This window comes from Bacillus sp. KNSH39, assembly GCF_052656585.1.
Genome location: NZ_JBQXYO010000001.1, coordinates 1,505,730 through 1,531,765 on the forward strand (window position 1 = coordinate 1,505,730; position 26,036 = coordinate 1,531,765).

Here is a 26,036-nt window from a genome sequence, read left to right on the forward strand (position 1 = left end):
GTTTATCTCCTTAACTTTATTTTGGCGGTTTGAATTAGCCATAATATAGGTAGGTATACATATATATATACAAAGCCAATTTGACCTGTCCAAGTATTTAATAAGTTAATTTTATTACGGTTATTCAAGAAAAATGATAAAACAAAGATGAACAGGATGATAACTGGCAAAACATATTTTTGCTTTATTCCCAGTGCCTCTTTTATACCACGACTTACTCCCCATAATGTAAAGGAAACGTTAGGTAATATAAAAAAAGCCCAAACAGAAACAATAATGTATTCAAACCGCTCTATAAAGGGAAATTGTATAATTTTAATCATGCTTAAATATGCCCATATCGCGCTCGCTAGTTGTTTTTCACTAAAAAACGCAAGAGTTAAAATCATAAGGTATGTGTAGACAATAGTCGTTACTAAATTTGCATAGTGCGCATATTTTTGAGAGGTTCTTGCCTTTTTAATAAATGGGTAGTACAACAATAACATTTCAAATCCAAAAAAACTAAACATATTTCCTTTCATTCCTTTCATGATTTCTAGGAATGAATGCTGTGCAATTGGAAATAAATTCTGAAAATCTGCATACTGCAAAGGATAAAAAAATGTGAAGATTAGAATGCTTGGGATAACGATTCCAAAGAAGCCGATTCCAGCAACTACACGAAATCCTCCAGTCACAATGTAATAACATAGACCCAAAAAAGCCCCTGCTATAATCCAAGATGAAATGGAAGGAAACATCCAAACATGTACTACTTCGATATAGGTATGTAGTGTTGTTGCACCTAACAATACAATATAAGATAAAAAAATGAAGTTGAACAATCCACCAATCCATTTTCCAAGTACATCTTGATTGATTGCAATGATATCTCCATTACCCTGATTTAAAATCTGATATATGATCCAAATCATAAGATTAACAGATATTCCAAAAAGCAGCGTGCTAATCCACGCATCATTTCCAACTAATTTTGCACTAATCCTTTCAAAACCAAGCATACCAACCCCCATCTGTATAGTAATAATTAAAAAAAACACCATATATGGAGAGACTTGATACTCAATTGGGATCTGTTTCATAATGCTCCTCCCTGTTAATTTCAATCATCAAAATCATTTCGTGATTTAATTTTATTTTTCTCTACCTCTTCTGGATTAAAACGAAAACGCTGTTTAGATCTTGAAAAAATAGGACGTCGAAACATCGCTGAGATCGGCAAACGGATAATGCTGTCTTTCCAATCTGTAGGGCGTGTAGGATAAAAAGGAAACAAATAAGGACGTCTTAATGATTCTGTACGTAATAAACGTGCTAAAAGCAAAGAGCTTGTTAAAACAATTCCTAATAAACCCAACAGGTGTGCAGATATTATAAAAGGAAAACGAATTACTCGAATTGTATTACCAATTCGATATATTGGTGCTGTAAATGAGCTAAGAGCTGAAAGTGCAACAATAATAATAAGTACATTACTTGTAAGACTTGCCTCTACAGATGCCTGTCCAATTACAATACCACCTACTATACCGACAGTTAGACCCACTTTAGTTGGTAAACGTGCCCCCGCTTCTCTCAGTAATTCAATCGTTATTTCTAAAAAAAGCGCTTCAATTAATGGAGGAAAAGGTACTTTACTTCTCGATATGATTAACGTTTCAAGAAGTTCTTTTGGAATAAGCTCGTAATGATATGTTAAGATTGCAACATATAATGGAGTCGTTAAGACAGAAAACATAAAAGCAAAAAGCCTTAATAGACGAAAAAAAGAGGCAATAATCCAAGGCATGGTGTAATCTTCTGTGGTAGAAAAAAAGTCAATTAATGTTGTTGGAAGAGTGATCGCATAAGGTGAGCCATCTACAAAAAGTGCAATTTTCCCTTCTGCCAATACAGCTGCTACACGGTCTGGTCGTTCTGTATTCAAAAATTGAGGAAATATAGAATTCGGGTTGTCTGCAATTAACTGCATCAAATACGTGCTATCCAAAACGTGGTCTGTTTTTATTAGACTCACCCTTTTTATAATTTCTTGTAGATTTTGATTATTTACAATTCCCTCAATATATACAATCGCAACGGTTGTGTTAGATAGAGAGCCTACTTTCAATTCCTTCATTTGTAAATAAGGTGTTGGAAGCTTTCTACGTACTAAATTTAAGTTTACATCTAAATCTTCAACAAACGCGATTTGTGGACCCACGATATTGTATTCAATTTCAGCTTTTGTAATATCTCTTTTTTCTTTCTTTGCCACATTGATTAACAAGCCATTTAATTTATCTGTATCGAACTGAATAAGTATATAGCCGTTTAAAATACTATCCTGAATATCTTCCATTTGATTTGTTATTTTTGAATTTTCAAAGGGTAAGACAGACCGAATATCTTGTAATGAATCGAAGCTCTTCTCTTTTATATAAGTTAAAACCTCTTCATGAAATATATTTACATCGATTAAGGTTCTAAAATATGAAATGACTATAGAGGATTTGTTTGAAGCGATCTCCAACGTTATAAAATCTTTAGATTTTTTTAGTAATTGCATTAATTCCTGCAAAGATTTTATAGAGTGAACAGGTACTTTTTCATGTGGTTTCAATTGATAATACCCTTCCTTTCAAAAAGAACCTATATATAGTTTTTAGAAATTTCTATTTTAAAAATGAGGGATATTTATATGTGAATATGCTCCTTAAAAACAATGCCTTTTTAACTAACTTAACCAAAATTAGTTAAAAAATGTATTGCAAGTAAAAATTTGAAATGTCTCCAAGAAAAATTACAATATTAAAAACATCCTTTCTTTTGGTTCTAAAGAAAGGATGTTTTTATAACAGGCTTTTTCAAGTGTCTATTCTATATGGTACATTTACCAGTGTTCTTCTCTTTATTATTTCATTAAGTAACATTGGCATTACATTCTGTATGGTTTCTTAAAAAATTTCAGTAAGAGAATATCTTAATTTTGAAGTGTACAAATAGGGAGAGTGACTTCAACTGTAGTCCCCTTATTCATTTCACTCTTAATAAATATCTTTCCCTGATGTGTTTCAATGATTTTATAACAGATCATTAATCCTAAGCCAATCCCCTCTTCTTTAATACTATAAAAAGGTTCTCCGAGGTATGGTATACGTTCTTTTGGAATCCCACACCCTTGATCGATAAAACGAATGCTTACTTGATTATTATCAAGTATATTTATTTGAATCAGAATTTCCCCTCCCATCGGCATAGATTCAATTGCATTTTTTAATATATTAACAAATACTTGTTTTAATTGATTTCCTTCACATGAAATCAATGGAATACCAGGGTTAAGATCGATTCTAAATTTTATATTATGCATCATTGCTTGAGGTTGTAGTAGCATTAAAACTTGATCCATTAGCACACTAATGTTATTAGGTTGCATTTTTACTACCTGTGGTTTGGCTACCGCCATAAATTCAGTTGTTATGCTCTCTATACGCTCAATCTCTGATGATACTATATTAATATAACCCTGATTATTCTCATTTTCCGTTGATTTTAGTAATTGCATGAACCCTTTCATTGCAGTTAATGGATTATTAATCTCATGAGCCATTACAGTCGCTAATTGTCCTACAACAGCAAGTTTTTCAGATTTTCGTAATAATTCTTCTGTTTTTAGCCGTTCAGTGATATCACGAGAAATACTTAGAAAAACTTTTTTACCATTTAAGTTAAAAACACGAACACTAAACTCAGTTGTTATTACTTTTCCTGTTGGAAAAACATATTCATCTTGCAAAGTGAAGGAAGTTTGTCCTTTTTTAATTTTTTCTAATAACCTTACGATTATTTGAGAATCTTGTGGTACTATATTTGAAAATGATAATGAGAGCAACTCTTCTCTACTATATCCAAATCTTCTACACCCAACAGGGTTTACCTCAATAAATCGACTTGGAGCATTATCTTCATTCAGCTCTACTACATATACCGCATCAGTTGCTTGTTCGATTAGTGCACGGTACTTCATTTCACTATCTCTTAATTGCTGGTGTAATCGATGCCGTTCTCTTTCTGCTTGTTTTCTTTCAGAGATGTCTCTACATATTGCTGATAAAGCTATCACATTTCCTCTTACATCTAGTATAGGAGAAACTGTCAGACTGATATCAAGAAGACTCCCATCACTCCGTTGTCTAACAGTTTCTAATCTAGTAACCACCGATTCTCCTGTTAGAATTTTCTGAATATTTTCAAGCGATTCTTCCATTAAAAAATCCGGTACACAAGGTAATCTCTTACCTATGATTTCTTGTGATGACCACCCAAATATCTTTTCATAAGCTTTATTGGCTTGTAAAATATGCCCTTCTCGATCAGAAATGGTAATAGCATCTAGATTGTGCTTTATAAATGATTCTAATAATTCTTTGGTAGCGCTTAATTCTGATTCTACCTTTTTCCTTTCGGTTATATCAACTGTAGAACCAACAACTTCAATAACTTGTCCATTTCGTTTAATTGGCCTAAGCGCAATAAGAATAATAGTTTTATCATTTGGCCAAGGTAATTCAAATATAATTTCTTTTCCTTCCCATGCCTGGAGATAGTACTTCATCAATTGTGGAACTAAATGTGGAGGAATAATAGAAGCATCAATAGTACGTAAGCTTTTTCCTACCACCTGTTCAGAATAAAATCCGTTTTGATAATAAAACTGTCCATCACATAAAGTGTGTATAAAGTGCTTATCCACTTTTTTAAATTTAAAAATTCCTCCTTGAAGCTCATGTACGGTATCTGTAAGTTCTTGCTTCGATTTTTTTAATTCTCGATTCATTTTAGATAAGTCCTGTGTTAAATAATACAATCTTTGGTAGGCTTCCATAAGAAATAGCCCAATTAAAAGTCCTAACGCTATATATAATAAGCCTCCTGTGTAAAGTAATGTAGTGTTAAATAATACCCCAACTAACCACTTTATTCCAATAAAAACAGAAAAATATAAAGATGCACTTTTAAAAGGATGTAGTTTTTTTACATAAATTTTAAAAGTAGAAAATAGAATCCCCATACATAAATAAGCAATCACAGGAGGTTCCCAATACTCTCCAATGTAAAAAATACGCATTAATATTATGCTAATTAGCGTAATCCAACCCGCAATACGACCAAAGTAAATAAAAGATAGAATAAGAGGAACAACTCGAAGATCGTAGGAAAATCCCATGTATGGAAAAGAAAAGAACATTAACGTAACTGCAATAATCCCTCCATAGAGCTTTTCGAAATATCGACTAGAATTAATTGTAAACACTTGAATAAATATTGCTGCGCTAACTAATAAAGAAAAAATAGAAAGGTTGATGAAATAATCTTTAATAATCATGTAATGTCCCTCCTTGCATTAAGTGTATTCGACAAAAAAGCTAAAAATCCTACAAATTGTATAAACAGTTCAAATGCATAAATTTTAAACTAGGATAAAATCTGGAAAAGTAAATAAGGAACACAGCAGATGGGATATTTTAATGAAAAATAGTTCAAAAAAGATAATAGTAACCGTTGACTACTATTATCTTTTTTCTTTAAGTTATCGTAATACGTATGAAACTCTAAGGGACGTGGTATGTCATTTCATCAAACAATGATTATATACTGAGTCATGAATATAGAAATTTCAGCAGTAATTTTTGAAAAATAACATAAAAAACAAAACTATCTTTGAAAATGGAAAAAATCTATATGAATGTCAACTAATCTATGTACAAAAACGTTCACTTAATTTTGCATAAAATCACTCGACTTAGGAAGCTAAGTAGTTCTTCAAGGTCGATAAGAACACCTGTAGATGCTTCAGGATAACTACATAATTGTATGGGTAATGTACTTGAAACCTTTCGGTAAAACCATACACATAATACAACTAACTCCTTGGTTCAATATTTACTTTTTCGCTGAACAAATTCTTTTTCTTGAGCAAAATATTCTAGGATATAAGGAGATTTTTCGATTAACTTGGTGTCTAGTTTATTCTCCAGCTCCAATTACTTCGTTACTTTCAGATTCAGTTCATTATATTTTGTACTTTGTCTTTATACACAACATATTCTTTACCATCCACTACTGCTACTACCGCAAATTCATCATTTGGATTGAATGAAAGCCAATCAGCCCACATGTTAGTATTAGCCCCTCCACTCCACATATTATGAACAGTGTTTTTCGTTAAATTCATAACTTTATAAGACGCATTTGGCGCATTTGTTCCAGTCTTTATTTCAAAAGTGTATGCGTTATGAATTTTTTTATAAAAGTAGAAAACGTTTGATGGACGAAGCTGATTCAAAAAATCCTGTTCTTTTTTCTCTGCAATTTTTATCCCTTCTTGCAAAGTGACAACATCTGTTTTTAATGTTTTCCAACTGTTTTTCGCTGCATTCAAGCTAGGGGTTAAGAATTTATATTTATTTTGATCAGCTTTTTGATCAGCTTTATCAATATGTCCCAGTACACCCGAATATTGAGAATCTAAATCCTCCCATTGCGTAGACATATAAGTAAGAGCAGTGATAGCACTATCAAGCATACTATGCATATCACTAATATTATGAAATGCAACTCCAACTATACGATTCAATGTTATTTTATAATCTACAGTCTGACGCAATTTTGCTAATTCAGGTTCTAGCCAACCTAACTTACCTCTTGCATCACCTATCATTATGCCACCAGCAATCAAGGTTGGAATAAAGGGGATTTTCACCATGTCTAACCCCTTAGATTCTATGTCTTTCTGATATTTTACTTGTCCTAAAAGGTCCTCTAGACGCTTTTGGTCAGCCTCCACATCGGCACCTTGGTTTTTTAAAATCGATTGCAATGTCTCTTTATGACTTCCAAATGTTCTAACATCTTCTCCAATAGCATTTTTTAATTGCATTAATTCTTCTATTAATGCTTTTGCAGACTTTTGATTTTGTTGAATTCCTCCCTGTAAATCTGTAATCCCTTTTTTTAAAGTATCTCCATTTCCAGTATTGATCGCCTCTACTAATGTTTCATAATAATTTTCAAATTTTGTATCGTATTCTATAATGCCTGTCAATGTATCTAAAAGCTGTTTTTTTACTTGTGTATTCCATGTAACAGCATGTGCTCTTGCATTCTTTTGATCTTGTACAATTTTACTAGGTAAATCCGCATTTCCATTAATAGTTATTCCTTCAAAACTCACATCTGGATTATTAATTAGCAAATAAGAATATTCATTCATAGCTTTTGCAAATAAACCAGCATCTTGCAAAGCTTTTTTCATCTGTTCTTCATTTGCTGAAAGAGACATATTTTCAGTGTTCGTTTGTTCAATTTCAATTGCAAAAGTTTCTAGTGGTATGACTGCATAAGTAGTTGTTATAGTTAAAAACGCTGATATAGCGAGTAGTTTATTAGGGATTTTTTTCATCATTTCGTATTCCTCCTATATAAGGTATGGTTTCAAGTTCTAATCTTATTAAAAAGCGATGTCTTTCAAAATGAGTTCTACATCTTTTATCAGTATCGTTTGAACTTTCTTTAGCATCCTTCAAATCATTAAGTATTAAAGAAAATGTATATAATCTACTTCAAATTAACCGATTCTGTTGCAAATTTAAAAAAAGCAATTAAACTACAAGGTTATTTTTTATTCGAATCATACTTATATATAATTGAAAGGCGAAGTCTTTAATGAGACTCCGCCTTTCTGTTATATAAGGATTTATTAATTATTACTTTTCTGTTTAACAGTGTAATCATAGACTTTCCATGTTTTAGTTCACTTTACAACAGAATTAATATTTCCCTATTTTTGTGGAGTAACAGTTTCCACTTTTAATTCCTTTATTCCTTCTTTTAATGTAACAGCATCTGTTCGTAATGTTTTCCAACTGTCTTTCGCTGCATTTAAATTAGGCTTTAAGAATTTAAATTTATTTTGATCGGCTTTTTGAGCTGCATTCTCAATATGCCCTAGAACGCCCGAATATTGAGAATCTAAATCATGCCACTGCGTGGACATATAAGTAAGAGCGTTAATAGCATCATCAAGCGCCTTGTGCATTTCATTAATATTACTGTAAGCAACTCCAACTACACGATTTAAGGTTACTTTATAATCCACGGTCTGACGTAATTCTGCTAATAAAGGCTCTAACTTACCTAAATTATCCCTTGCTACTCCGACTATAATACCGCCAATTATTGGTAGACCCAAAATAGCACCCTTCATTACATTAAACCCATCAGATTCTAATTGTTTATAATAGTTTACTGATCCTAATACTTCTTCTAGACGCTTTTGATCGGCATCAACATCTGCACCTTGATTTTTTAAAATTGACTGCAAGAGCTCTTTATTACTTCCAAAAGCTCTAACATCATGTCCAATAGAGTCTCTTAATTTAGTTAATTCTTCTATTAGTTGTTGTGCATACTTTTGATTTTGTTGAATTTCACCTCGCAAATCTGTAATCCCTTCTTTTAAAGTTTCTCCATCCCCTGTATTAATCGCTTCTACCATTGTTTCATAATAATTGTCAAATGTTGTATCGTATTCAACAATACCATTCAATGTATCTAAAAGCTGTTTTTTTACTTTCGTATCCCAAGTAACAGCATGTGCCCTTGCATTCTTTTGATCTTGTACGATTCTACCAGGTAAATCTACATATCCATTAATGGTAATTCCCTCAAAATTCACATCAGGATTCTTAATTAACATATAAGAATAGGCATTCATAGATTTTGCAAATAATCCAGCCTTTTGCAAGGTCTCTTTCATTCTCACTTCATTTGCAGAAAGAGCCGTATCTCCATTGTTCGTTTGTTCAATTTCACTTGCAAAAGTTGTTACTGGTGAAACTACATTAGCAGTTGTAATAGTTAATAGCGTCGATACAGCGAGTAATTTGTAAGGGATTTTTTTTATCATTTCATTTTCCTCCAATTTAGGTGTTAAATTTCAGTTCTACTCCTGTTTAAAAGCAATATCTTTTGAAATGAATTCTGCATCTTTATGAATATCATTCCAACTTTCTTTAGCGGCTTTTAAATCATCTGGTATTAAAGAGAATTTGTGGTCTTGCATAGAATCGATATTATCCAGTAAATCTGTATAATTTGCGCCCATTGTATTCCATTGCTTTTGAATATTTGTTAGAGACAATATCGCTTGATCTACAGTCTGATATAAATATGCCAATGTTTCTTTCGCGTTAGTAAGCGAAAGGACTGCTTGATTAGCACGATCTGCTTTCATACTTAATTCTCCGATTTTATTAGAAATTTCATTATAGGAGTCCATATGCTTAGATGCTGTGACACCAGCCGCAGTTCCTAGACCGATACCAGCTGCACCAAGAGCCGAGAGTCCACCAACAACAGCCGGTGTTGCTGTACCGCCAGTTACAACAATAACTACCGCTCCTCCAATAGCTGCAATAACTAAAATAGCTGCTCCCAATCCACCACCAATTGACCATGCTAATACATCATCAAAATGTTTTTTCTGAGTAGAACGAAGTTGCTCAATTTCAGCTTGAAGTTGTGGAATCGTTGCCTGTTGACCTGCTAATATTGCAGTTAATCCACCTTTCCCATCTGGACCACCAACATTATTTTTAAAATCTGTAGAATTTTGATATAATTTCCCTTTGAAGTCTTGTAGCATCTTAATCACATCTGTAACTTCTTTTGAATTTGTATTGATTGTAGTAATTAAATCATTTATACCCTCTTTTAGACCTGCCTTATCTTTCTTTTGTACAGTTTCTACTAATGTGTCGTAATAATTTTGAAATTGTTCATCGTAATTTACAATATTACGAGCAGTTTTTTGAATCTGTGGCTTCGCTGTATCTAACCAGTAATTCGCATTGATTCGTGACAGCTCTTGATTAAGGTGAATATTTTTGAGCAACTCTCCCCCCTCTGAGCCTAAATCGATATTAGATAAATTTACATTTGGTTGCTTAATCATTGTTTTTGCGTATAAATCCATTACTAGAATATGAGACCCTGTTTCAGCTAATGCTTTCTTCAGTCCTTCGGGGCCTAATGCATAATTGCCTACTTTTTGTTCTTGAGCGGTCGTTTCTTGTGCAAATGCATGAATAGTGTTACCGGTAGTAGCAGTTATAACAGTTGCTAATGTAGCTAAAGTTAGTACTTTGAATGGAAATTTTTTCATGACTATTCTCCTTCTTTCGCTAAATGCTTATAATCTTTATGAATTCCGAAAAAACGAAATATTAAAATTTATATACTTGTTCTTCAAGGTAACTTATTACATTTTTTAATTGTCTTAATGTATCTTTTTGAGACTGCTCGCTAGTTGTATCAACATTAGTAGATAATTTTGTAATGCTATTTTTTATTAGATTTAAATCTTCTTTATAGCGCTTTAGTAGATCAAGTTCTACATCTACTTGATTTGCAAACGTATGCAAATCATTTTGTGTAAGAAGAAGCATTGATTTTTGTAAATCAGCTATTGATAATTTCGTTGTTAAATCATATATTTTTTGATTTTGTTTCTCTAAATCATCTAAATATGCTCGCTGTTCTGCTGTTAATTTATTTACTTCAGCAAAAACGCCAAATGTTTTCTTAATCTTTTCGGTATCAATGACCTTCATCAGGTCATACTCTTGTGTTTTTGCTGCGGCTGCGGCTGCTATTTCACCTTGTTTGCTTTTCTCAATTGCTTCACGAGCTGCTTTTTTTGCTGATTCAATCTCTAGAGCAGTTTTACCTTGTTCTGTCGCTTCTTGCGCCGCTTTTTTCTCCGCTTCTAAAATAGAGTTGTTAATTTCTTTTCCTTTGTTATACGCTGCCACCCCTGCTTGAGCAGCCGGTTCAATAATTTCTTTTGAAAGACTATAAACTTCTTTGAATATAGCAAATCCCTGTTCATTTAAAGCCCCTGGTATTAATGCAATTTGCTGTAAATCATTTTGAATTGCTTTTTTGGTATTTAATATTTCATTTTTTAACTGGTCTATTTTTCCTGTTCCGTCTGTACTTAGTATGCCTTGAGCAGTTGCCACATTGGTATCAAAATCTTTTAATTTTTTATCAAGCTGTAATTTAAGATCTGTTAATTCATTGATTTGCCGTTGCGTATTTTCTTGATTCGTCATAGCCATTTCTTGAAGTACTTCAAGTCTATCCGAAAACCCTTCTCTATCTTCTTTATTGTCTACAAACGATTTTAATGTCGGGTAATAGCTATTAAATTTTGTTACAAATCCTTTACTTTTTGAATTTAATAGAATTAACTGTGGATAGAGTTCCGATGACCATTCCTTCATATCTTGTTTGATTAGGAATTGATTTGTATTTAAAGCTGGGACTTCCTCTAGCTGTACATTAGGACTCATTAAAGATTGATCAATATACGTTTGGATTAATTTAGATTGCGCACCTAATTTTCGTAATGATGAAGAAATATCCATGCCTTCCTGTTGAGTTTCCGCTTGAACGATTGGTGTTGCGAGAGTATTGATAGGAATAGTTGCTCCAGTTACTATGGATGTTATTAAAAATCCTGTCATTATTTTAGTTTTCATTCCGTACACTCCTTTACCATTGTTTTTATAACTTAATTCATATAACTTGTACGACCGCTCTCGTTGTAAACTGGATAAGAAGGAAAAATCTTTCAGATACGTTAATATCGTTGTTTTTTATTTCTAATAGGATGTAAAGATTTTATTTATCTCTCATTTCGATACTCTATTTTTTTAAATATAAATAACAAAAATTTATTAACTATATTTGAATCAGGCACCCTATGAGTAGTAAATTATTAATTCTTTCCTAAAGTTGCGGTTTAACTTACAGAATCGTGAGGATCAATAAACCAATGCTTACAGTTAATCTTGCTATAACATTGTTTAATTTAAATTTAATAATATTACTCTTAGTTTTATCAGCAAGCTCCTTACTAGACTACAAAAGGTGAAATTATACTGTACATCGCTTATACTTTTATTGCGGAATAACTTCACTTTTGTTATGCAGAAACTTAGAACAGGTTTATTACAAATTTGATTCTTGACCTCTTGTAAATAAATTGACTATTTATAAAATTATTAACGACATAATGTTACTTACAACTTCACTATAATTCCTATTAGCGTAACCTTATCCTTTCTGTCTGGTCATACCAGTTATGTTGTTCATTAAAACATTAAATTTTTAATGCGTAAATAGAAAAATTTTGTCGATTACGATCGATAATTTACTGTTAAATAAAAATATGAACCGAAAAAAATTATATAAATATAGTTATTCGTAAATTTCATTTCTGTAATTGTAATGATTACAAATTAATGTGTATACGGTTAAAAATAACTATTTTAGCTCAACCAAGAAATTTTATTTTAGAAAAAATACTTATAGAATAATATAATAGGTCTTTTTATACTTTTTTACCTTTATTTAGTTATGTATAATTGCATAAAATGTAGATATATTTAGTAATATATGTTATATTGTTGATTTTTTCACAAAACATCCTAGTATCATTATTAACAAATATTCAGTATGAAGATATTAGTCTATAAACTTATCATCGTTATAAACATAGGTTTTAAATTACAAAAAAGCTGCAAAGCTTACTTGAAACACTTTGCAGCCTTCTGTCTTTTTGTTTTCTTTAGCAAAATAATGGTTAGTGTATTTTCATTTTTTGGGATACTTATACCCATGTTTAAGTCTTTACATTGAAGACAGCAGATAACAAGCTTATATTACTGTATATTTTTCACGGTACTGCCTAGGAGTCATACTAGTGATTTTTTTGAAAACTCTTATAAAATAACTTTGGTCATTAAAGTTAAGCCACGCACAGATATCTGATAACGAATAAGTAGTGAGTGTTAATAATTTTTTTGCTTCTTCCACTCTTTCCCTTTGAATATATTCGCTTAAAGTAATTCCCATTTCTTTTTTAAATAGTTTAGACAGATAAGTAGGCGTAATTTCTAAATGATTAGCAAGTTCATTCAGAGATATTCCATCGTAAACATTTTTATTAATATGTTTTATACATGTAGTAACCGCGTAAGAATACTTTTTTGCATTGTATTCTTTCACACGATCTGCAAAGGTACGTAAAGCGTCCCCTGACAATCGCTTTACAGATTCTACATTATCTAATTGTTCTAGGGTTTGTATATATAAAATACTATGGGCAAAAGCAATATCTGGTGGCAGGTTTCCTTCTATTGCATATCGAGTGGCTAAGGTAATCGCAATAATTCCAAGGTTTTTTTGATTCCTGAGCGGATCCTCTATTAGCATAAGTTCAACATCTTCTTGCGAAACCGCATACATATACTGTATTAACTTTTTTTTATTTCCTTCTTTAATAGTCGAAAAGAAATCATTTACTAATGCCATATTGTGCGTTTTAGGTTTGTTTTGTCGGCGTTTTAAAATATATAAATCCGGTTTCACAATTTTATTAGGAACTTCCTCTAGTACTTTATTTTTTTCCAAGACAATATCTACATCTAACTTTTCATTGAAAATCATGTAATGTAATAAAATTCCCATATCAATTAATGTAGTTTTTTTAATCTCAGATAAACACTGATAATAGGCAAGTCTTTCTTGAATGTTATCATTTGCTTTAAATTCTTTCTGAAATTTTATGATCATATCATCTGAATCTTTTGGATGTATAGTAGGACCGATTATAATAGTCCCTTTAATATCATCATGATTTTCTATATGAATTAGAACAAAATTTTCAAGATAGTTGTTACTTCGGAAAAGTGGCAAGTTAAAGGGATCGTTTTCTTGATAAATATCAGTAAGATGTTCTTCTTTTGAAGAATAAAAAGGACTACAAACATTATCAGATGTAGAATGATATAAAATTTTTCTGTCTGCAGATAAAATATGTACAGGGGCATTAAATGCTTTATGTGCAAGATCACACAAGTGTTGTATATCGATAGAAGTATTCATTACATTCTCCTTTATAGATCTATAAAATATATTCTGTTATATATAATTCACGACAAATAATACTATAAAATATCAAATTAGTACAATTCACAACAAAATATTACTATATCTTTTTTATAAAAATCATATATTATTTAATTGTAGTTAGCATCTAAATATCAGAGTAGATAAGATAAGTAAAGGAAATAAGCTAAGTTCTTTTCTTAATTCTACAAGATATAATTATTGAACTTGAGAAAACAGTGAAATACTACAAAATACAGTGGTAGTCAATGCGAGAACCAAGCTGGAAAAAGATTTAAAATACAGCGAAAATAACAGGAGATACTGTACCACCGCAAGAAACAACAGTCAAAGTTCCAATTCAATCACTTATACAAATTGAATTCAAAAAAATAAATACTGCTAATTTAAATATGAAACTGAAAAACTATTTTGCTCCAAATTTTAAAAAAAGATAATAAAGAAGTTGTGAAATTGGAAACAGATGAAAGCGATATGGCTATTTTTGAAGCACTATGCTTTGAAAAGTATAAGGTGGAGGAAATTCAAGTACTCAACTAAACATTTAATTGAGAGAACGGTCTTTTCATCAACTAAAAATAAAAAAACGAATGGAATTTTCAAAAAAATGACACTATATTACTGGTCGCAACATTAGCTTACTTTCCACAAAAGAGGAAAATATATATAGACTTTACAAATACTAAAAATAGCAAACTAGATAGTTTTATTACCGCATCACATAAAGTGAAACTTTAATCAGTGGGGGTTTTGTTCATCCCCACTGATTATTAGCCCACACCAATCGGGCTTTTACGGGCAAATAGCGAGATAAACTTATTATTAATTTCCAAATACAATAGTTGTTAATCAACCAAAAACTTCAATAACCAAGGTGCACAGTAAATTGACATCAAAACAATTCTTACTACAATATCAGGTTTTGCTTATTCTATAAAAAAAGAAATATCACTTAAAAACTATTCCTTTATATCGATTTAGACATAAAACATTTTATTATATCGGCTTAAGTATTATGGAATTAAAATTACAAATAACACCAAAACTCTTTAAAGGGTTCATACATCGCTCGTATCGAATTCATCACCTTCCGATACCTATGTCATTAACATAACTAAAAAACATCATTACAAAGGAATCTGAGAGGTTTTTTCAATTTCGAAATTTATTTTTTTGTAAATTAAAGGAAAAATAATCCGTATATATACGGATTATTTTCTTAGTGTAGTCTGTATTGACCTGTTAACTGTTTTTCAGCCATTCGAACTAAGCGTTTTGTAATCTCTCCACCGATCCGAACCATTTGCAGATGATGTGATGTATCAGGTCCCAGTGTGACTCCTAGTTCAAAAGCAATTTCATACTTCATTTGCTCAATAGTACTTGTAGTAGCAGAAATAAGAATTTCATTTGTATCACTTTCGTATCTTTGAATATTTATAAATAACATGTGCCTAATTATGCTATTTATGCATGATCAACCTAATTTATTCCAGTATTTTCATAGGAACCCTTTCCCTCCCCTTATTCCACCAATTAAATTTGAAACACAAATGTACATTGCATTTCAATATAACAATAAAAGCTACAAAAGCAACGAATTTACTACTTTAAAGTTAAGTGTTTAACCTTGAAGTACTGAAATTCTTTTTTCCAGATAAAGCATACATTATATCTTGATGTTTTATTGTCCTCTTATAATTATGTGGTATCGGGAATTTTTTTCGGTATTCTTTCATTATAATTAAAGTTTGAAGTTCTATGCTCAATACTTTTGCGAGGATATGATAGTTATATCCATTGTTTAACAGAGAAATTATGTCATAAAACATAGTTTTTCCACCCACTAATTTTACTAATTTATTCTTTAACTCATCCCCCTTTTCTTTAGCTTTATCAATTTCTAACAACATAGATTTTTTATTTGTCTGCTTAATGTATTGAGTATACAACTCTGGGAATTCTTTTTGTACTTCTTTGTTTAATACTGGTCTATATTTAATCATATAAGTAACTTGTAACAAAGAGCGTTTTAACAAACTATCTTCAATGAGATACGCTACTTTATTAAATAAATGTACATATTCCTCAATATTGGAATAACTATTAAAATGAGCTAATACTCTACTTTTTATACTAAAAGCCTTGCCTACATAAATAATATTGTCATTATAGTCTTTAATGAAATAAATACCACTGTCAGATTTTTTCAATTTATTATCCAATTCTTCTATACTCATAAAATGCAATTCACTCATACTTCTCTCTCCTTAGCAGCGTTAAATCGTAAAAAACAAGCAAGGTTTCTAAAAAAGTACTTAGCTGCCCTAGCATCTCTTATTTTATCTCTTGCTAAATGTCAAAAAACTGTTTCTATGTTACTCAACTATCAATATGATTATTAATAAAATTTTCGATCGTTATTATCTCGCAATTTTATCATGTAATTTCGAGATCGTTTCCTCATTTAAATTACTGTATTTTATCGAATAAAGGAAATATACTACTACCCCAATAGTAATCCAAATACTAAAGTACACCCATGTCCTTAACGGTAAATTTAGCATTAAAAACACACAGCATACAATTGCAACGCATGGTAATACAGGTACAAAAGGTACCATAAATCCACGTTTTAAATTTGGGTGTGATTTACGAAGGATAATAACTGATAGACAAACTAACGCAAATGTCACCAAACTACCGATATTAACTAAATTAACTAATTCTTTCAAATCAATAAACCCAGCTATTATAGAGCTCCCTATTCCTGCTAATCCAGTTATAAAAGTGGGTGCTCCAGTTTTCTTATTAACTTTCGCAAATGATTTCGGTAACAATCCATCACGACTCATTGCAAAGAATACTCGTGTTGCCGCATACATATTGGAAAAAATAACAGCCATAAGGCCAATTACAGCACCTGCAGCAATTGCACCAGCGACTTTTCCTTGTCCTACAACTTCCATTACATAAGCCATTGCCTCAGGAACATTTAATTCTTTATAGGAAACCATTCCTGTCATAACAAGGCATACCATAACATAAATAATTGTACATATGATTAATGATGCAATAATACCGATGGGAAGATTACGTTTCGGATCTTTTACTTCTTCTGCTGAAGTTGCTAATATATCAAAACCCGTAAAAGCGAATAAAATAGCTGCTCCACCCGTAAAAACTCCACTTAAACCGTATGGTGCAATTGGTATCCAGTTCATTGGTTTTACATAGAATATACCAACCGTAATAAACAACAAAATCATTCCAATTTTAATCAATACCATTATATTATTGATTCGTTTACTTTCTCTCGTACCACGAGATAACATCCATGCCAATATCAATGTAATAATTACTGCTGGTAGATTCACAATACCACCATGCGAAGGAATCGTTACTAGAGCTTTAGGTATCTCTAATCCAAATCCCTTTATTAAATTGTGGAAATAGCCTGTCCATCCAGCAGCGACAGCTGCTGTTGCCACGATATATATTAACAGCAATGACCAACCTACTAGATGAGCAACAAACTCACCAATTGTTGCATATGAGTACGTATATACACTACCAGACGCCGGGAGTGTAGAAGCAATTTCAGCGTAACATAATGCTATAAATCCACATATAATTGCTGCAAGTATAAATGAAAAAACAACTGCTGGACCAGCATTTCTTGCTGCTACTAATCCAGTTAACACAAGAACACCCGTTCCAACTATCGAGCCTACCCCTAACATAATTAAATCAAATGCTCCTAATGTTTTCGTTAAAGTCTTGCTTTGATTATGCTCTAACAATTGTGTAACGGATTTCTTTTTTAGTAAATTACTCATATTTTCTGTATCCCCTTTAAAATAAGGTTGGTTCTTCTCGTTAGTGTTGTATATAAATTTACTTAGTTATTAACTAGCCTCATAATATTTCTTTTACATTAAATAGATTTGAAATATTATATAAATTCGCTTCTCACTTACTAGTTAAACTAGACATTTCCATAGATTTTTGCGTACAACGTTTCATAGCTGAAATGATAGCTGTTCTTAAACCTTTTTCTTCTAGCGTTACTACAGCTTCTATCGTCGTTCCACTTGGAGAACAAACCATATCCTTCAATTCACCTGGATGTATTCCTGTTTCCAATACCATTTTTGCAGAACCTAATACAGCCTGAGCCGCAAATTTATAAGCTTGTTTTCTCGGCATACCGCCAAGTACAGCAGCATCTGCCATGGCTTCTATAAACATATACACATATGCTGGAGAAGAACCACTAATAGATGTAACAACATCCATTAGTTTTTCATTTATGACCTCCGTCTGGCCGAAAATATTAAATATGTTCAGTACCTCTTTTATATCTTTTTCTGTAACCATTTCATTAAAACATAACGCAGACATTCCTTCTCCAACAAGTGCCGGTGTATTAGGCATTACTCTAACAACCTTTAACTTTCTACCAAATTCATTCTCAGTGCTCTTAATACTTTTTCCTGCAGCAATAGTTACAACGATTACATCATTTTTTATTTGATCTTTTATTTGGTTAATTACCGATGAGTATAAATCTGGTTTGATTGATAAAATTAAAATGTCAGCACTGTTAGCGACTTCATTGTTGTTAGTAGTTATAGTTATGCCATATTCATTACTAGCATTTTTTAAATTAATGACGTTTAAATCTGAACAAATTATTTGATCTGGAGAAACTATATTTTTTTTTATCATCCCACCTATCATAGCAATACCCATGTTTCCACATCCGATGAATCCTATTTGTTTATTCATAATAATTTGCTCTTGCTCCTTCTACTCTAAATTTTATTGATTTTGAAATTATTATTCTAAATAAGGGCTATTACAATTACTTGGTTTATCAATAGAATTTCAAAATTCTCCTTCCTATATAGAGCTTACATATACCTCTAATAACTTCTTTGCTTTCGCTGAATTTTGAGGTGGGGGTCTTACTGCCCGGCAAATAGCGGGATAAAATCATTTCTTTAATCTATAATAAGAAGGACATAAAAAAACAAAAAGTTACAAAAATTTTTAAATTAAAATTTTTGTAACTTTTTGTTTTGATGCAAATATAATTTCAATTAAGGTATCTCACCGTTTTAAACTTGACGCTCCATAATCTTGTATAGTTACATTTATATGATATTTAATCGGTACCTTACTAAATGTTTGATCCCAATTTTTTTTGACTTTCTCCCATGTTCTCGGGTGTTTAATTCTTAATTGGTTGCCAAAACCCGCAATATCGACTTGGTATTCTTTTTGTATTTTTTTTGTAACATGATGTACTAAGTGCTTTACTTCTTTTTCAATAGCTTTTTCTTCCCTTTTTAAAAATTCATTTTCAAAATCTTTTCCTGATTGTATCCAATTTTCAGACAAACGCCCTTCTGATTCAATGTTTACATCAAAGGAAATATTATTTCCGTTAACATGTGGTATGATTTTGCTTTTTATTGACTTTATTTCGTATATAATGAGTTTCTTTGATTCTTTATCAAAAGTTTTTAACACACCACCATTCCTTTTTCCGTTTATCCATACTACTCCTTCCAATTCCTGTTCATTTAAAAAGCCCATCAACTTTTTTGTCTTTCCTTTAATTACAGCAGCTCCAGCAAATTTTGTTTCTCCTTTTATCGAGATTACATTTTGCAAAAGAAAACTGGACCCTGACCGCATCTTTCCTTCCAATTTAGCGAGCGATACAGGAGGTACAATCCTTGTTGTTCTATTTCTATTATCTGCAATTCCAGACAAACGAAATGCTGGGATTTCTCCTTTTTTGTTTGATTCCAGTACCTCCTTCGCTAGACCCTTGCTAATTAAGAGCATACAGCTAAGCCGAACTTCATTGTCACGGAGATACTGTTCAAGTAATTGTTCTAAACTGTATGTACGTACAAGACTATCACTAATAACAATGTTTTTTAAATGTGGGCTGAACATTGTGCTCTCTCTTTTCAATGAAAACTCACGAACAATTTGATGAATGGAATCACCGGTCTCAGAAACATTTATATAACGTTTTTGTTGTCCATTTCCTTTACTTTGTGCTTGCGAACTAACAATTTGATAAGTAGCTGTTATAATATTTCTTTTAGGATAACCTCCTTCCTCATCCTCTTTCTCAATTGTTGAATCCTTCCCTTTATCTAGTGCTATACCTGCAGTTAAACTCAACTCTTCTACTTCTTTACTGCTCCAACACCCTGTTAAAAATAGAAGCAAAAGCGTCCATAACAAAGCCAAATAGAACCGCATATAATTAAATTTATGTTTCACACTACTCCTCCTTTTAATCGCGTAATAATAAAAAGAAGCAGTGGCAGTAAACCAAATAAAAATAAAGCAGCATTACCGAGCATATCCCCCAATTTAAGCAAGTCATTTATATTTTTCGAAGTCATAGCAATGATGTAAATGATTGGAATTAAAGCAAAAATAAACGGATGAATACTCTTTTTAAAGAGTTGGGCTAATCCTAATGCAGCTGCATAGTAACTAATCGTATAGGTAGCAAATATTTGCATAATCCATATTACAAGCAGTAAAGATTCAAAACGTTCAAATATCAAACCAGAAATTTCAAAACTGCGCATAAGGTCAATTGTCGGCCATGTTCTTGTTACAACCCCATCAATTGATAATGCACCAATGACCATTACAACAGTTATTACATAAAAGATTAACGGAATAGAAATTCCAACTAAAATAGCTTTTACTGCTTTCTTTCGTTGTTCCATAAATACCAAAAGAATTAACATAATTTCAGGACCTGTATATGCGAGAGACGTTGTTTTTATCCCATCTAACACTGGTTTAATTCCCAAACCTAATACGGGACGGAGATTATCTATCTCGAATATTCCGATACTCATAAAGGAAATGATTAAAAAAATAAAAACAGTAATAGGAAATATTATTTCAAACATCCGTGCAATTGAATTAATACCACCCATAATCAAATAGAGACCTATCCACATAAAAGGCATAACAATAGCCCATGTGGGGGTTCCTTCGAGCAAAAAAAAGCTTATTACTTCTGCCATTGAACGAATTTGAAATGCTGAAGTTGTAAGAAAATACCCTATAATAAGAAAACTAAGCAATCTGCCTATCCATTTCCCTACAATATCTTGACTGTATTGGTAAAATGTTTTTTCTGGAAACTGCTGACTTAATTTGACCATAATTACTCCTGAAACCATTGCGAGTATCCCACCTAATATCACACTTAACCATACATCTGGTGTTTTCACTTTTTCCACAGATGCTCTGGGCAAAGTAAGAATTCCTGTCCCAAGTATGTAATTTACAATAATAACAACTGCTTGTGAAGTTGTTATTCGGTCTTTAGGTATAGTAATCATTGAAGGCCACTTCCTTTCGTCATCAGCTACCTTTTGCGGATAGTTTTTTTGGTATGCATTATTTTCGGTCGACGTCTCATTATTTTTAATGGCATGCGAACCATAAAATCTTTCCAGTCACTGAATCGATATGGAACAGCAGGGCTGGTATAAGGAACGCCAAAACTTTTCAGTTTCACTAAATGACTGCAAAGTAAAAGAAAGAAGAGAATAACTCCATACAAGCCAAATATCGCAGCACAAAACATAGCTACAAAACGAAGAATGCGTAACGTAATTCCCACACTATATTGCGGAATAGTAAAAGAAGAAATAGCTGTTACCGCAACAACAATAACCATTATTGGACTAACAATTCCTGCTTCTACGGCAGCCTGACCAATTATTAAACCGCCCACAATTCCCATTGCCGGTCCAATCGGTTTAGGCAGACGTAAACCTGCTTCTCGTAAAACTTCGATAGCTATTTCCATAATTAACGCTTCTATTAAAGCGGGAAAAGGAACTCCTTCTCGCGATCCGATAATAGAAATAGCGAGCTTAGTGGGAATTAATCCTGGATGAAATGAAATGAAAGAAATATACAGTGCTGGAGCAAATAATGAAACAAAAGCTGTCATGAAGCGTAATAAGCGGAGAAGTGTACCAGGAAGCCACCTTTCATAATAATCTTCTGGTGATTGCAGCAGCATGCTAAATGTAACTGGAGCAATTAAAACAAATGGTGTTCCATCTAACAAAATAGCTACTCGACCTTCCATCAAAGCACTAATAACACGATCAGGTCGTTCTGTATTTTGAATCTGCGGAAAAGGACTGAGATAATTATCTTCAATAAGTTGCTCTATATAACCAGATTCGAGTACACTGTCTATGTCAATTTTCTGAATTCTGTTTTTTATTTCATCCACCAATTCTGTACTAGCAAGATCTTTAATAAATGCGACGACTAACTCTTTCTTTGCACGTTCTCCTACTGGTAGCTTTACTAATGATAAGCTCTCATCCGCACAGTGTCGTCGCAAAAGTGAGGTATTATCACTTAATACTTCAGTAAAACCGACCCGTGGCCCTCTGACTAATGCCTCCGATACTGGTTCTTCAATGTTTCGTTTATTTGCTTTTGTTGTACCAAGAATAAACACATCTGCTAAACCATCAATTAAAAGAGCTGTTGAACCTATCAATACTTTGGGTATTAAATCTTTTATGTAATGGACTTCTGCTACTTCACTAATTGTAAGAACTTTATTTTTAATATATTCTTTTGAAACAGTCCCCTCCACATAAGAAGATTCATTTTTATATTCATCAGAAAAATCATCCATTAGTAATTTCATAATATGTTTGTCAATTATCTCTTTATCTGATAGACCATCAACAAAAACGATCCCAGCCTGAATATCTGTGCGTCCAATATTAAACTTCCGAAATCGAACATCAGAATTATGTCCGATTTGTTGCTTTATAAGTTCTAAGTTAGAGGCAAAATCATTTGTGAAATGAACGTTTGTATTTTGAGATGGTTTATGCTCTTGTTTCGTTTTACTTTGAATATTATTTTTTTTCACTTGTTTGTCTCTTGACTTCCACCAACTCATTCTTCCCACTCTTTCTCTGACATACGAACCCAATGAAAAAATCTTGAGATAGTATACGGAATTAAAAACAAGATAAAAGCTTGTACAAAGACTTTCCAATCTGGAAGATAAGAAGTAATTATGTTCCACATTTTTATCACCCAATTTATATACTCTGCTAGGATTGAGATTTCTAAAAAACGATATGTACTTAATAAAAAATAACGATAAGATTAAAGAGCAGAAAAGCGAGACATTATGCTTATTTAGTACCAATAATCTAATTAGTATAAAAACATTTCTGACCTAAAATACCATTTCCAATTATAATTTGTTAAATATTATCTCCTTTTCCCTTATTTATATGCCCGCATTTGAATTTCAAATAATATAAGGATCAATGATATTTCCTCTTAAAGAAAAAAAGATGCCAGAAGATAGCATCTTTTTTTCAATTCAACTTACTATGTATTTATATTTTATTGTGAAAATACTCGTTTTTTTTAATGAATATTAATGTGTAAAAAATACATATTCTTTTGTTTTAAGTTCATACACTTCTACCGAATCGATACGGAATTTTCTAATTTTAAAACCAATATGAAATAAAGGAAAATCCTCTCTTAGAAAAACTATATAAAACCAATAACATGAAAACAATTATCAATCTATCAATTGAAAATAATACTTAGCAAGAGTTTATTATCTTAACTCCAAGTGTATTCGTTTTGCTTCAAAATAAAGAACTTGAATAAATTTTTTCGTATCAATACGAGCAGGTAATGTTGGTTCATTATTCAATTCTGTCATCTTTCTCCTTACGGTAGTAAAATCAAAAAATCTAGAAGCATAATTTTCGAACTTCGGGTTTAAAAAATCAGTAAGTCCAAGGGATGCTAAATGGTTTAATGATTGATAAATTGCTCTCCGAATCCGTTGTTTGGAAGCTTCTATGAACCTTTTTAATTCGGCATCTTCAGCTGAATCCCCAAGTTTTTTTTGAGCTAAATTCATAAAAATCTCTTTTAGTGAGGGAAAGCCTTGTTCCAACGTGTTATCTTGTTCATATTTATATAAATAATCTAGCATATCCATTAAATCTTTACTTCCACTTTCACTGGCTATTCCTAATTCAGACAAAAGAAAATGAATGGAATTTTGAAAATGATTGAAAGTATTTAAATGTTTTTCATTACGGTATTTTTCTTGCACAATTGAATTACTATCCAATTTTAGTACCATATTAAGCGATTCTTGAATGTTTTTTATTGATTTTTCCAAACGAATTCGTTCAATGACTTTCCGAACAACTGTTAATACTTCAATCCGGTTAATTGGCTTAATAATATAGTATTCAACACCAAGCGAATAAGCTTCAGCAATTAATTCTTTTGATTCTACTTGAGAGACCATGATGATTTTCCCTTTAAACGAAGGCTTTATTTGACGAATTGTTTTTATTCCATCTTGATTCGGCATTAACAAATCGATAAATAAAATGTCTATATTTTTAAGGATTACCATTTGTTGCTCTAAAGATAAACCATCCTCAGCTTCTCCTATAACCTCCCCAAGATCTTCATCCTCGATAATTTGAGCCAACATTGAGCGAACCGCTTTTTCATCATCTACTATATAAAAATACATAGAATCACCCTTTCGAAATTATATGATCAATCCCTAATCTAATTATAAAAATTGATCCTTTTCCTTCGGTTCTGTCCTCAAACGTAACATCACCTTCAAGTTGTGCGACCATTTCTTTAACATACGATAATCCGATACCTGTCGATGGGTTGCCTAAATCATCATATTTAGAAGTAAACCCAGGCTCAAAAATTGAATCTTTATATTTTGAAGAAATACCAGGACCATTATCGCCTATTTGAAATTCAACAAAATGGTGGTCTTTATTAATGTCAATTGTGATGGTTCCCATACCTTGGATAGCTTCTACAGCGTTTGTAACGATATTATTTATAATAGATAAGATTGTGTAAATATGATAATGAGGATGCACACCATCAATTTTATACACAAATTGGATGTCTTTCTCTAGCAACCGTGCATATTTCGTATTTGCCCGTATAATGATATTTACTAGTTCATGCACAGACATATAATCTGTAAAACTTTCATCAGAAATTAATTTTGAAAGTCCCGCAAAAATACGTTGGTTATCCTTTTTAACGTCATGGACCTCACCAGCAATTTGTAATGCCTGTTGCCTTAAATCCTCAAACTGAAAATCCATCTGTTTGTGCTCAAAGGAGTCTAAGGTTTGATATAAATCATAGGATTTTTTTGTTATATTCTCAGCATCTTGTAATGTTTTCTTTAAATGAACAGCATCTTCATATAAATTAGAGATGAGCATGAGCATGTGTTCATTTTGCTTCTTTATATGTCTCTCCCTTGATTGCGCTTCATACAATTTCATCATATTGAAAAAGCTTAGAACTATAAAACTATGGGAACATGCAATAACAATGATCTCATTTATTGCCTCGGATGTGATCGATGTTTTTAATACGAAATATTGAATCATTAATTCCACACAGTCTGACAGTATTTCAATCATGCAACCAATAAAACCAATCATTAGTGGTTGATGATAAAAACGTTTGATTTTTGCTAAATGAAAGAGATACGAATAAGTAAAATAAAAGAAAAAACTAGGATAGTGAGTATGAAAAGCGGCTAGCCAATCCACATTTCCCTTTATAATGACATCCATTGAGATACGAAATACTACCACGACTATCGCTGTTAAAAAACCCGGTAAAAATGCTGGAATTCGTCGAAACAATAACAAAAAAAAGAAAAATGTTGGTGCGCCAAAGCTCATTCTAAATGTTTCATTTAAAGGAAATGACTTTATTTCACCTACTAAGGGTACTGTAAGTATCATTAAAACGAGAATATAGATGTCTTTTTTTACTAAATTACTAAGATTCAAAATAATCACTTCTCACTTTCGCCTAACAGTCAGTATACAAACCTATTTGCATTAATACAATACTTACTCTATTTT

The 26,036-nt window shown here is 31.8% G+C and carries 18 protein-coding genes and 1 pseudogene; 1 reads left to right on the forward strand and 18 read right to left on the reverse strand.

The genetic code is table 11. From position 1 onward, the window contains the following. Positions 1 to 2 precede the first annotated feature (2 nt). The 9 genes and pseudogenes from ACUL40_RS07640 to ACUL40_RS07680 form a co-directional block, all read right to left on the reverse strand. Complete coding sequence (locus ACUL40_RS07640; RefSeq protein WP_000809697.1) at positions 3 to 1,085, reverse strand: GerAB/ArcD/ProY family transporter; 1,083 nt, start codon at positions 1,083 to 1,085, stop codon at positions 3 to 5. Between the two features lie 20 nt (positions 1,086 to 1,105). Next, positions 1,106 to 2,605: a spore germination protein gene (locus tag ACUL40_RS07645; protein WP_000802296.1), complete on the reverse strand. Its 1,500-nt coding sequence runs from the start codon at positions 2,603 to 2,605 to the stop codon at positions 1,106 to 1,108. Between the two features lie 360 nt (positions 2,606 to 2,965). After that, on the reverse strand, positions 2,966 to 5,371 hold the full coding sequence (locus ACUL40_RS07650) for a PAS domain S-box protein (protein WP_000584284.1): 2,406 nt from the start codon (positions 5,369 to 5,371) through the stop codon (positions 2,966 to 2,968). 430 nt (positions 5,372 to 5,801) lie between these two features. Then, positions 5,802 to 6,029, reverse strand: a pseudogene (locus ACUL40_RS07655) (hypothetical protein); the annotation flags it as partial. A 20-nt stretch (positions 6,030 to 6,049) separates the two neighbouring features. Continuing rightward, positions 6,050 to 7,450, reverse strand: coding sequence for a hemolysin BL regulatory component HblB (gene hblB, locus ACUL40_RS07660; RefSeq protein WP_000976151.1), 1,401 nt, complete (start codon positions 7,448 to 7,450; stop codon positions 6,050 to 6,052). A gap of 375 nt (positions 7,451 to 7,825) precedes the next feature. Continuing rightward, positions 7,826 to 8,953: a hemolysin BL binding component B gene (hblA, locus tag ACUL40_RS07665; protein ID WP_000591977.1), complete on the reverse strand. Its 1,128-nt coding sequence runs from the start codon at positions 8,951 to 8,953 to the stop codon at positions 7,826 to 7,828. A gap of 36 nt (positions 8,954 to 8,989) precedes the next feature. Next, on the reverse strand, positions 8,990 to 10,210 hold the full coding sequence (hblD, locus tag ACUL40_RS07670) for a hemolytic enterotoxin HBL lytic component L1 (protein WP_000714435.1): 1,221 nt from the start codon (positions 10,208 to 10,210) through the stop codon (positions 8,990 to 8,992). Between the two features lie 61 nt (positions 10,211 to 10,271). Continuing rightward, a complete protein-coding gene (gene hblC, locus ACUL40_RS07675) occupies positions 10,272 to 11,591 on the reverse strand; it encodes a hemolytic enterotoxin HBL lytic component L2 (protein ID WP_000850223.1) in 1,320 nt (439 codons plus the stop codon). A 1,180-nt stretch (positions 11,592 to 12,771) separates the two neighbouring features. Next, entirely contained in the window at positions 12,772 to 14,001 is a 1,230-nt protein-coding gene (locus tag ACUL40_RS07680) for a helix-turn-helix domain-containing protein (RefSeq protein ID WP_001097912.1), read from the reverse strand. Between the two features lie 435 nt (positions 14,002 to 14,436). Here ACUL40_RS07680 and ACUL40_RS07685 point away from each other — a divergent pair, with 435 nt between their 5' ends. Then, on the forward strand, positions 14,437 to 14,565 hold the full coding sequence (locus ACUL40_RS07685) for a hypothetical protein (RefSeq protein WP_002026045.1): 129 nt from the start codon (positions 14,437 to 14,439) through the stop codon (positions 14,563 to 14,565). A gap of 679 nt (positions 14,566 to 15,244) precedes the next feature. On the opposite strand, the gene ACUL40_RS07690 is transcribed toward ACUL40_RS07685, so the two are convergent. The 9 genes from ACUL40_RS07690 to ACUL40_RS07730 form a co-directional block, all read right to left on the reverse strand. Further along, positions 15,245 to 15,475 carry an alpha/beta-type small acid-soluble spore protein gene (locus ACUL40_RS07690; RefSeq protein ID WP_000897399.1) on the reverse strand — a complete coding sequence of 77 codons (231 nt, stop codon included), beginning with the start codon at positions 15,473 to 15,475 and terminating at the stop codon, positions 15,245 to 15,247. 166 nt (positions 15,476 to 15,641) lie between these two features. Further along, positions 15,642 to 16,283, reverse strand: coding sequence for an excinuclease ABC subunit C (locus ACUL40_RS07695; RefSeq protein ID WP_065212211.1), 642 nt, complete (start codon positions 16,281 to 16,283; stop codon positions 15,642 to 15,644). A 165-nt stretch (positions 16,284 to 16,448) separates the two neighbouring features. Then, the gene (locus tag ACUL40_RS07700; protein ID WP_000067451.1) at positions 16,449 to 17,864 is read right to left on the reverse strand and encodes an amino acid permease; all 1,416 of its coding nucleotides are present in this window, start codon (positions 17,862 to 17,864) and stop codon (positions 16,449 to 16,451) included. A gap of 133 nt (positions 17,865 to 17,997) precedes the next feature. Continuing rightward, positions 17,998 to 18,816: a pyrroline-5-carboxylate reductase gene (gene proC / locus ACUL40_RS07705; RefSeq protein ID WP_001041291.1), complete on the reverse strand. Its 819-nt coding sequence runs from the start codon at positions 18,814 to 18,816 to the stop codon at positions 17,998 to 18,000. 324 nt (positions 18,817 to 19,140) lie between these two features. Then, complete coding sequence (locus ACUL40_RS07710; RefSeq protein ID WP_000680791.1) at positions 19,141 to 20,334, reverse strand: Ger(x)C family spore germination protein; 1,194 nt, start codon at positions 20,332 to 20,334, stop codon at positions 19,141 to 19,143. After that, positions 20,331 to 21,422, reverse strand: coding sequence for a spore germination protein (locus ACUL40_RS07715; protein ID WP_000628605.1), 1,092 nt, complete (start codon positions 21,420 to 21,422; stop codon positions 20,331 to 20,333). Before ACUL40_RS07715 ends, ACUL40_RS07710 begins: the two co-directional genes overlap by 4 nt. 26 nt (positions 21,423 to 21,448) lie before the next feature. Further along, positions 21,449 to 23,023, reverse strand: coding sequence for a spore germination protein (locus ACUL40_RS07720; protein WP_000119231.1), 1,575 nt, complete (start codon positions 23,021 to 23,023; stop codon positions 21,449 to 21,451). Positions 23,024 to 23,704: 681 nt separating this feature from the next. Continuing rightward, positions 23,705 to 24,649: a response regulator gene (locus ACUL40_RS07725; RefSeq protein ID WP_000274087.1), complete on the reverse strand. Its 945-nt coding sequence runs from the start codon at positions 24,647 to 24,649 to the stop codon at positions 23,705 to 23,707. Positions 24,650 to 24,653: 4 nt separating this feature from the next. Beyond that, the gene (locus tag ACUL40_RS07730; protein WP_000584807.1) at positions 24,654 to 25,970 is read right to left on the reverse strand and encodes a sensor histidine kinase; all 1,317 of its coding nucleotides are present in this window, start codon (positions 25,968 to 25,970) and stop codon (positions 24,654 to 24,656) included. Positions 25,971 to 26,036 lie beyond the last annotated feature (66 nt).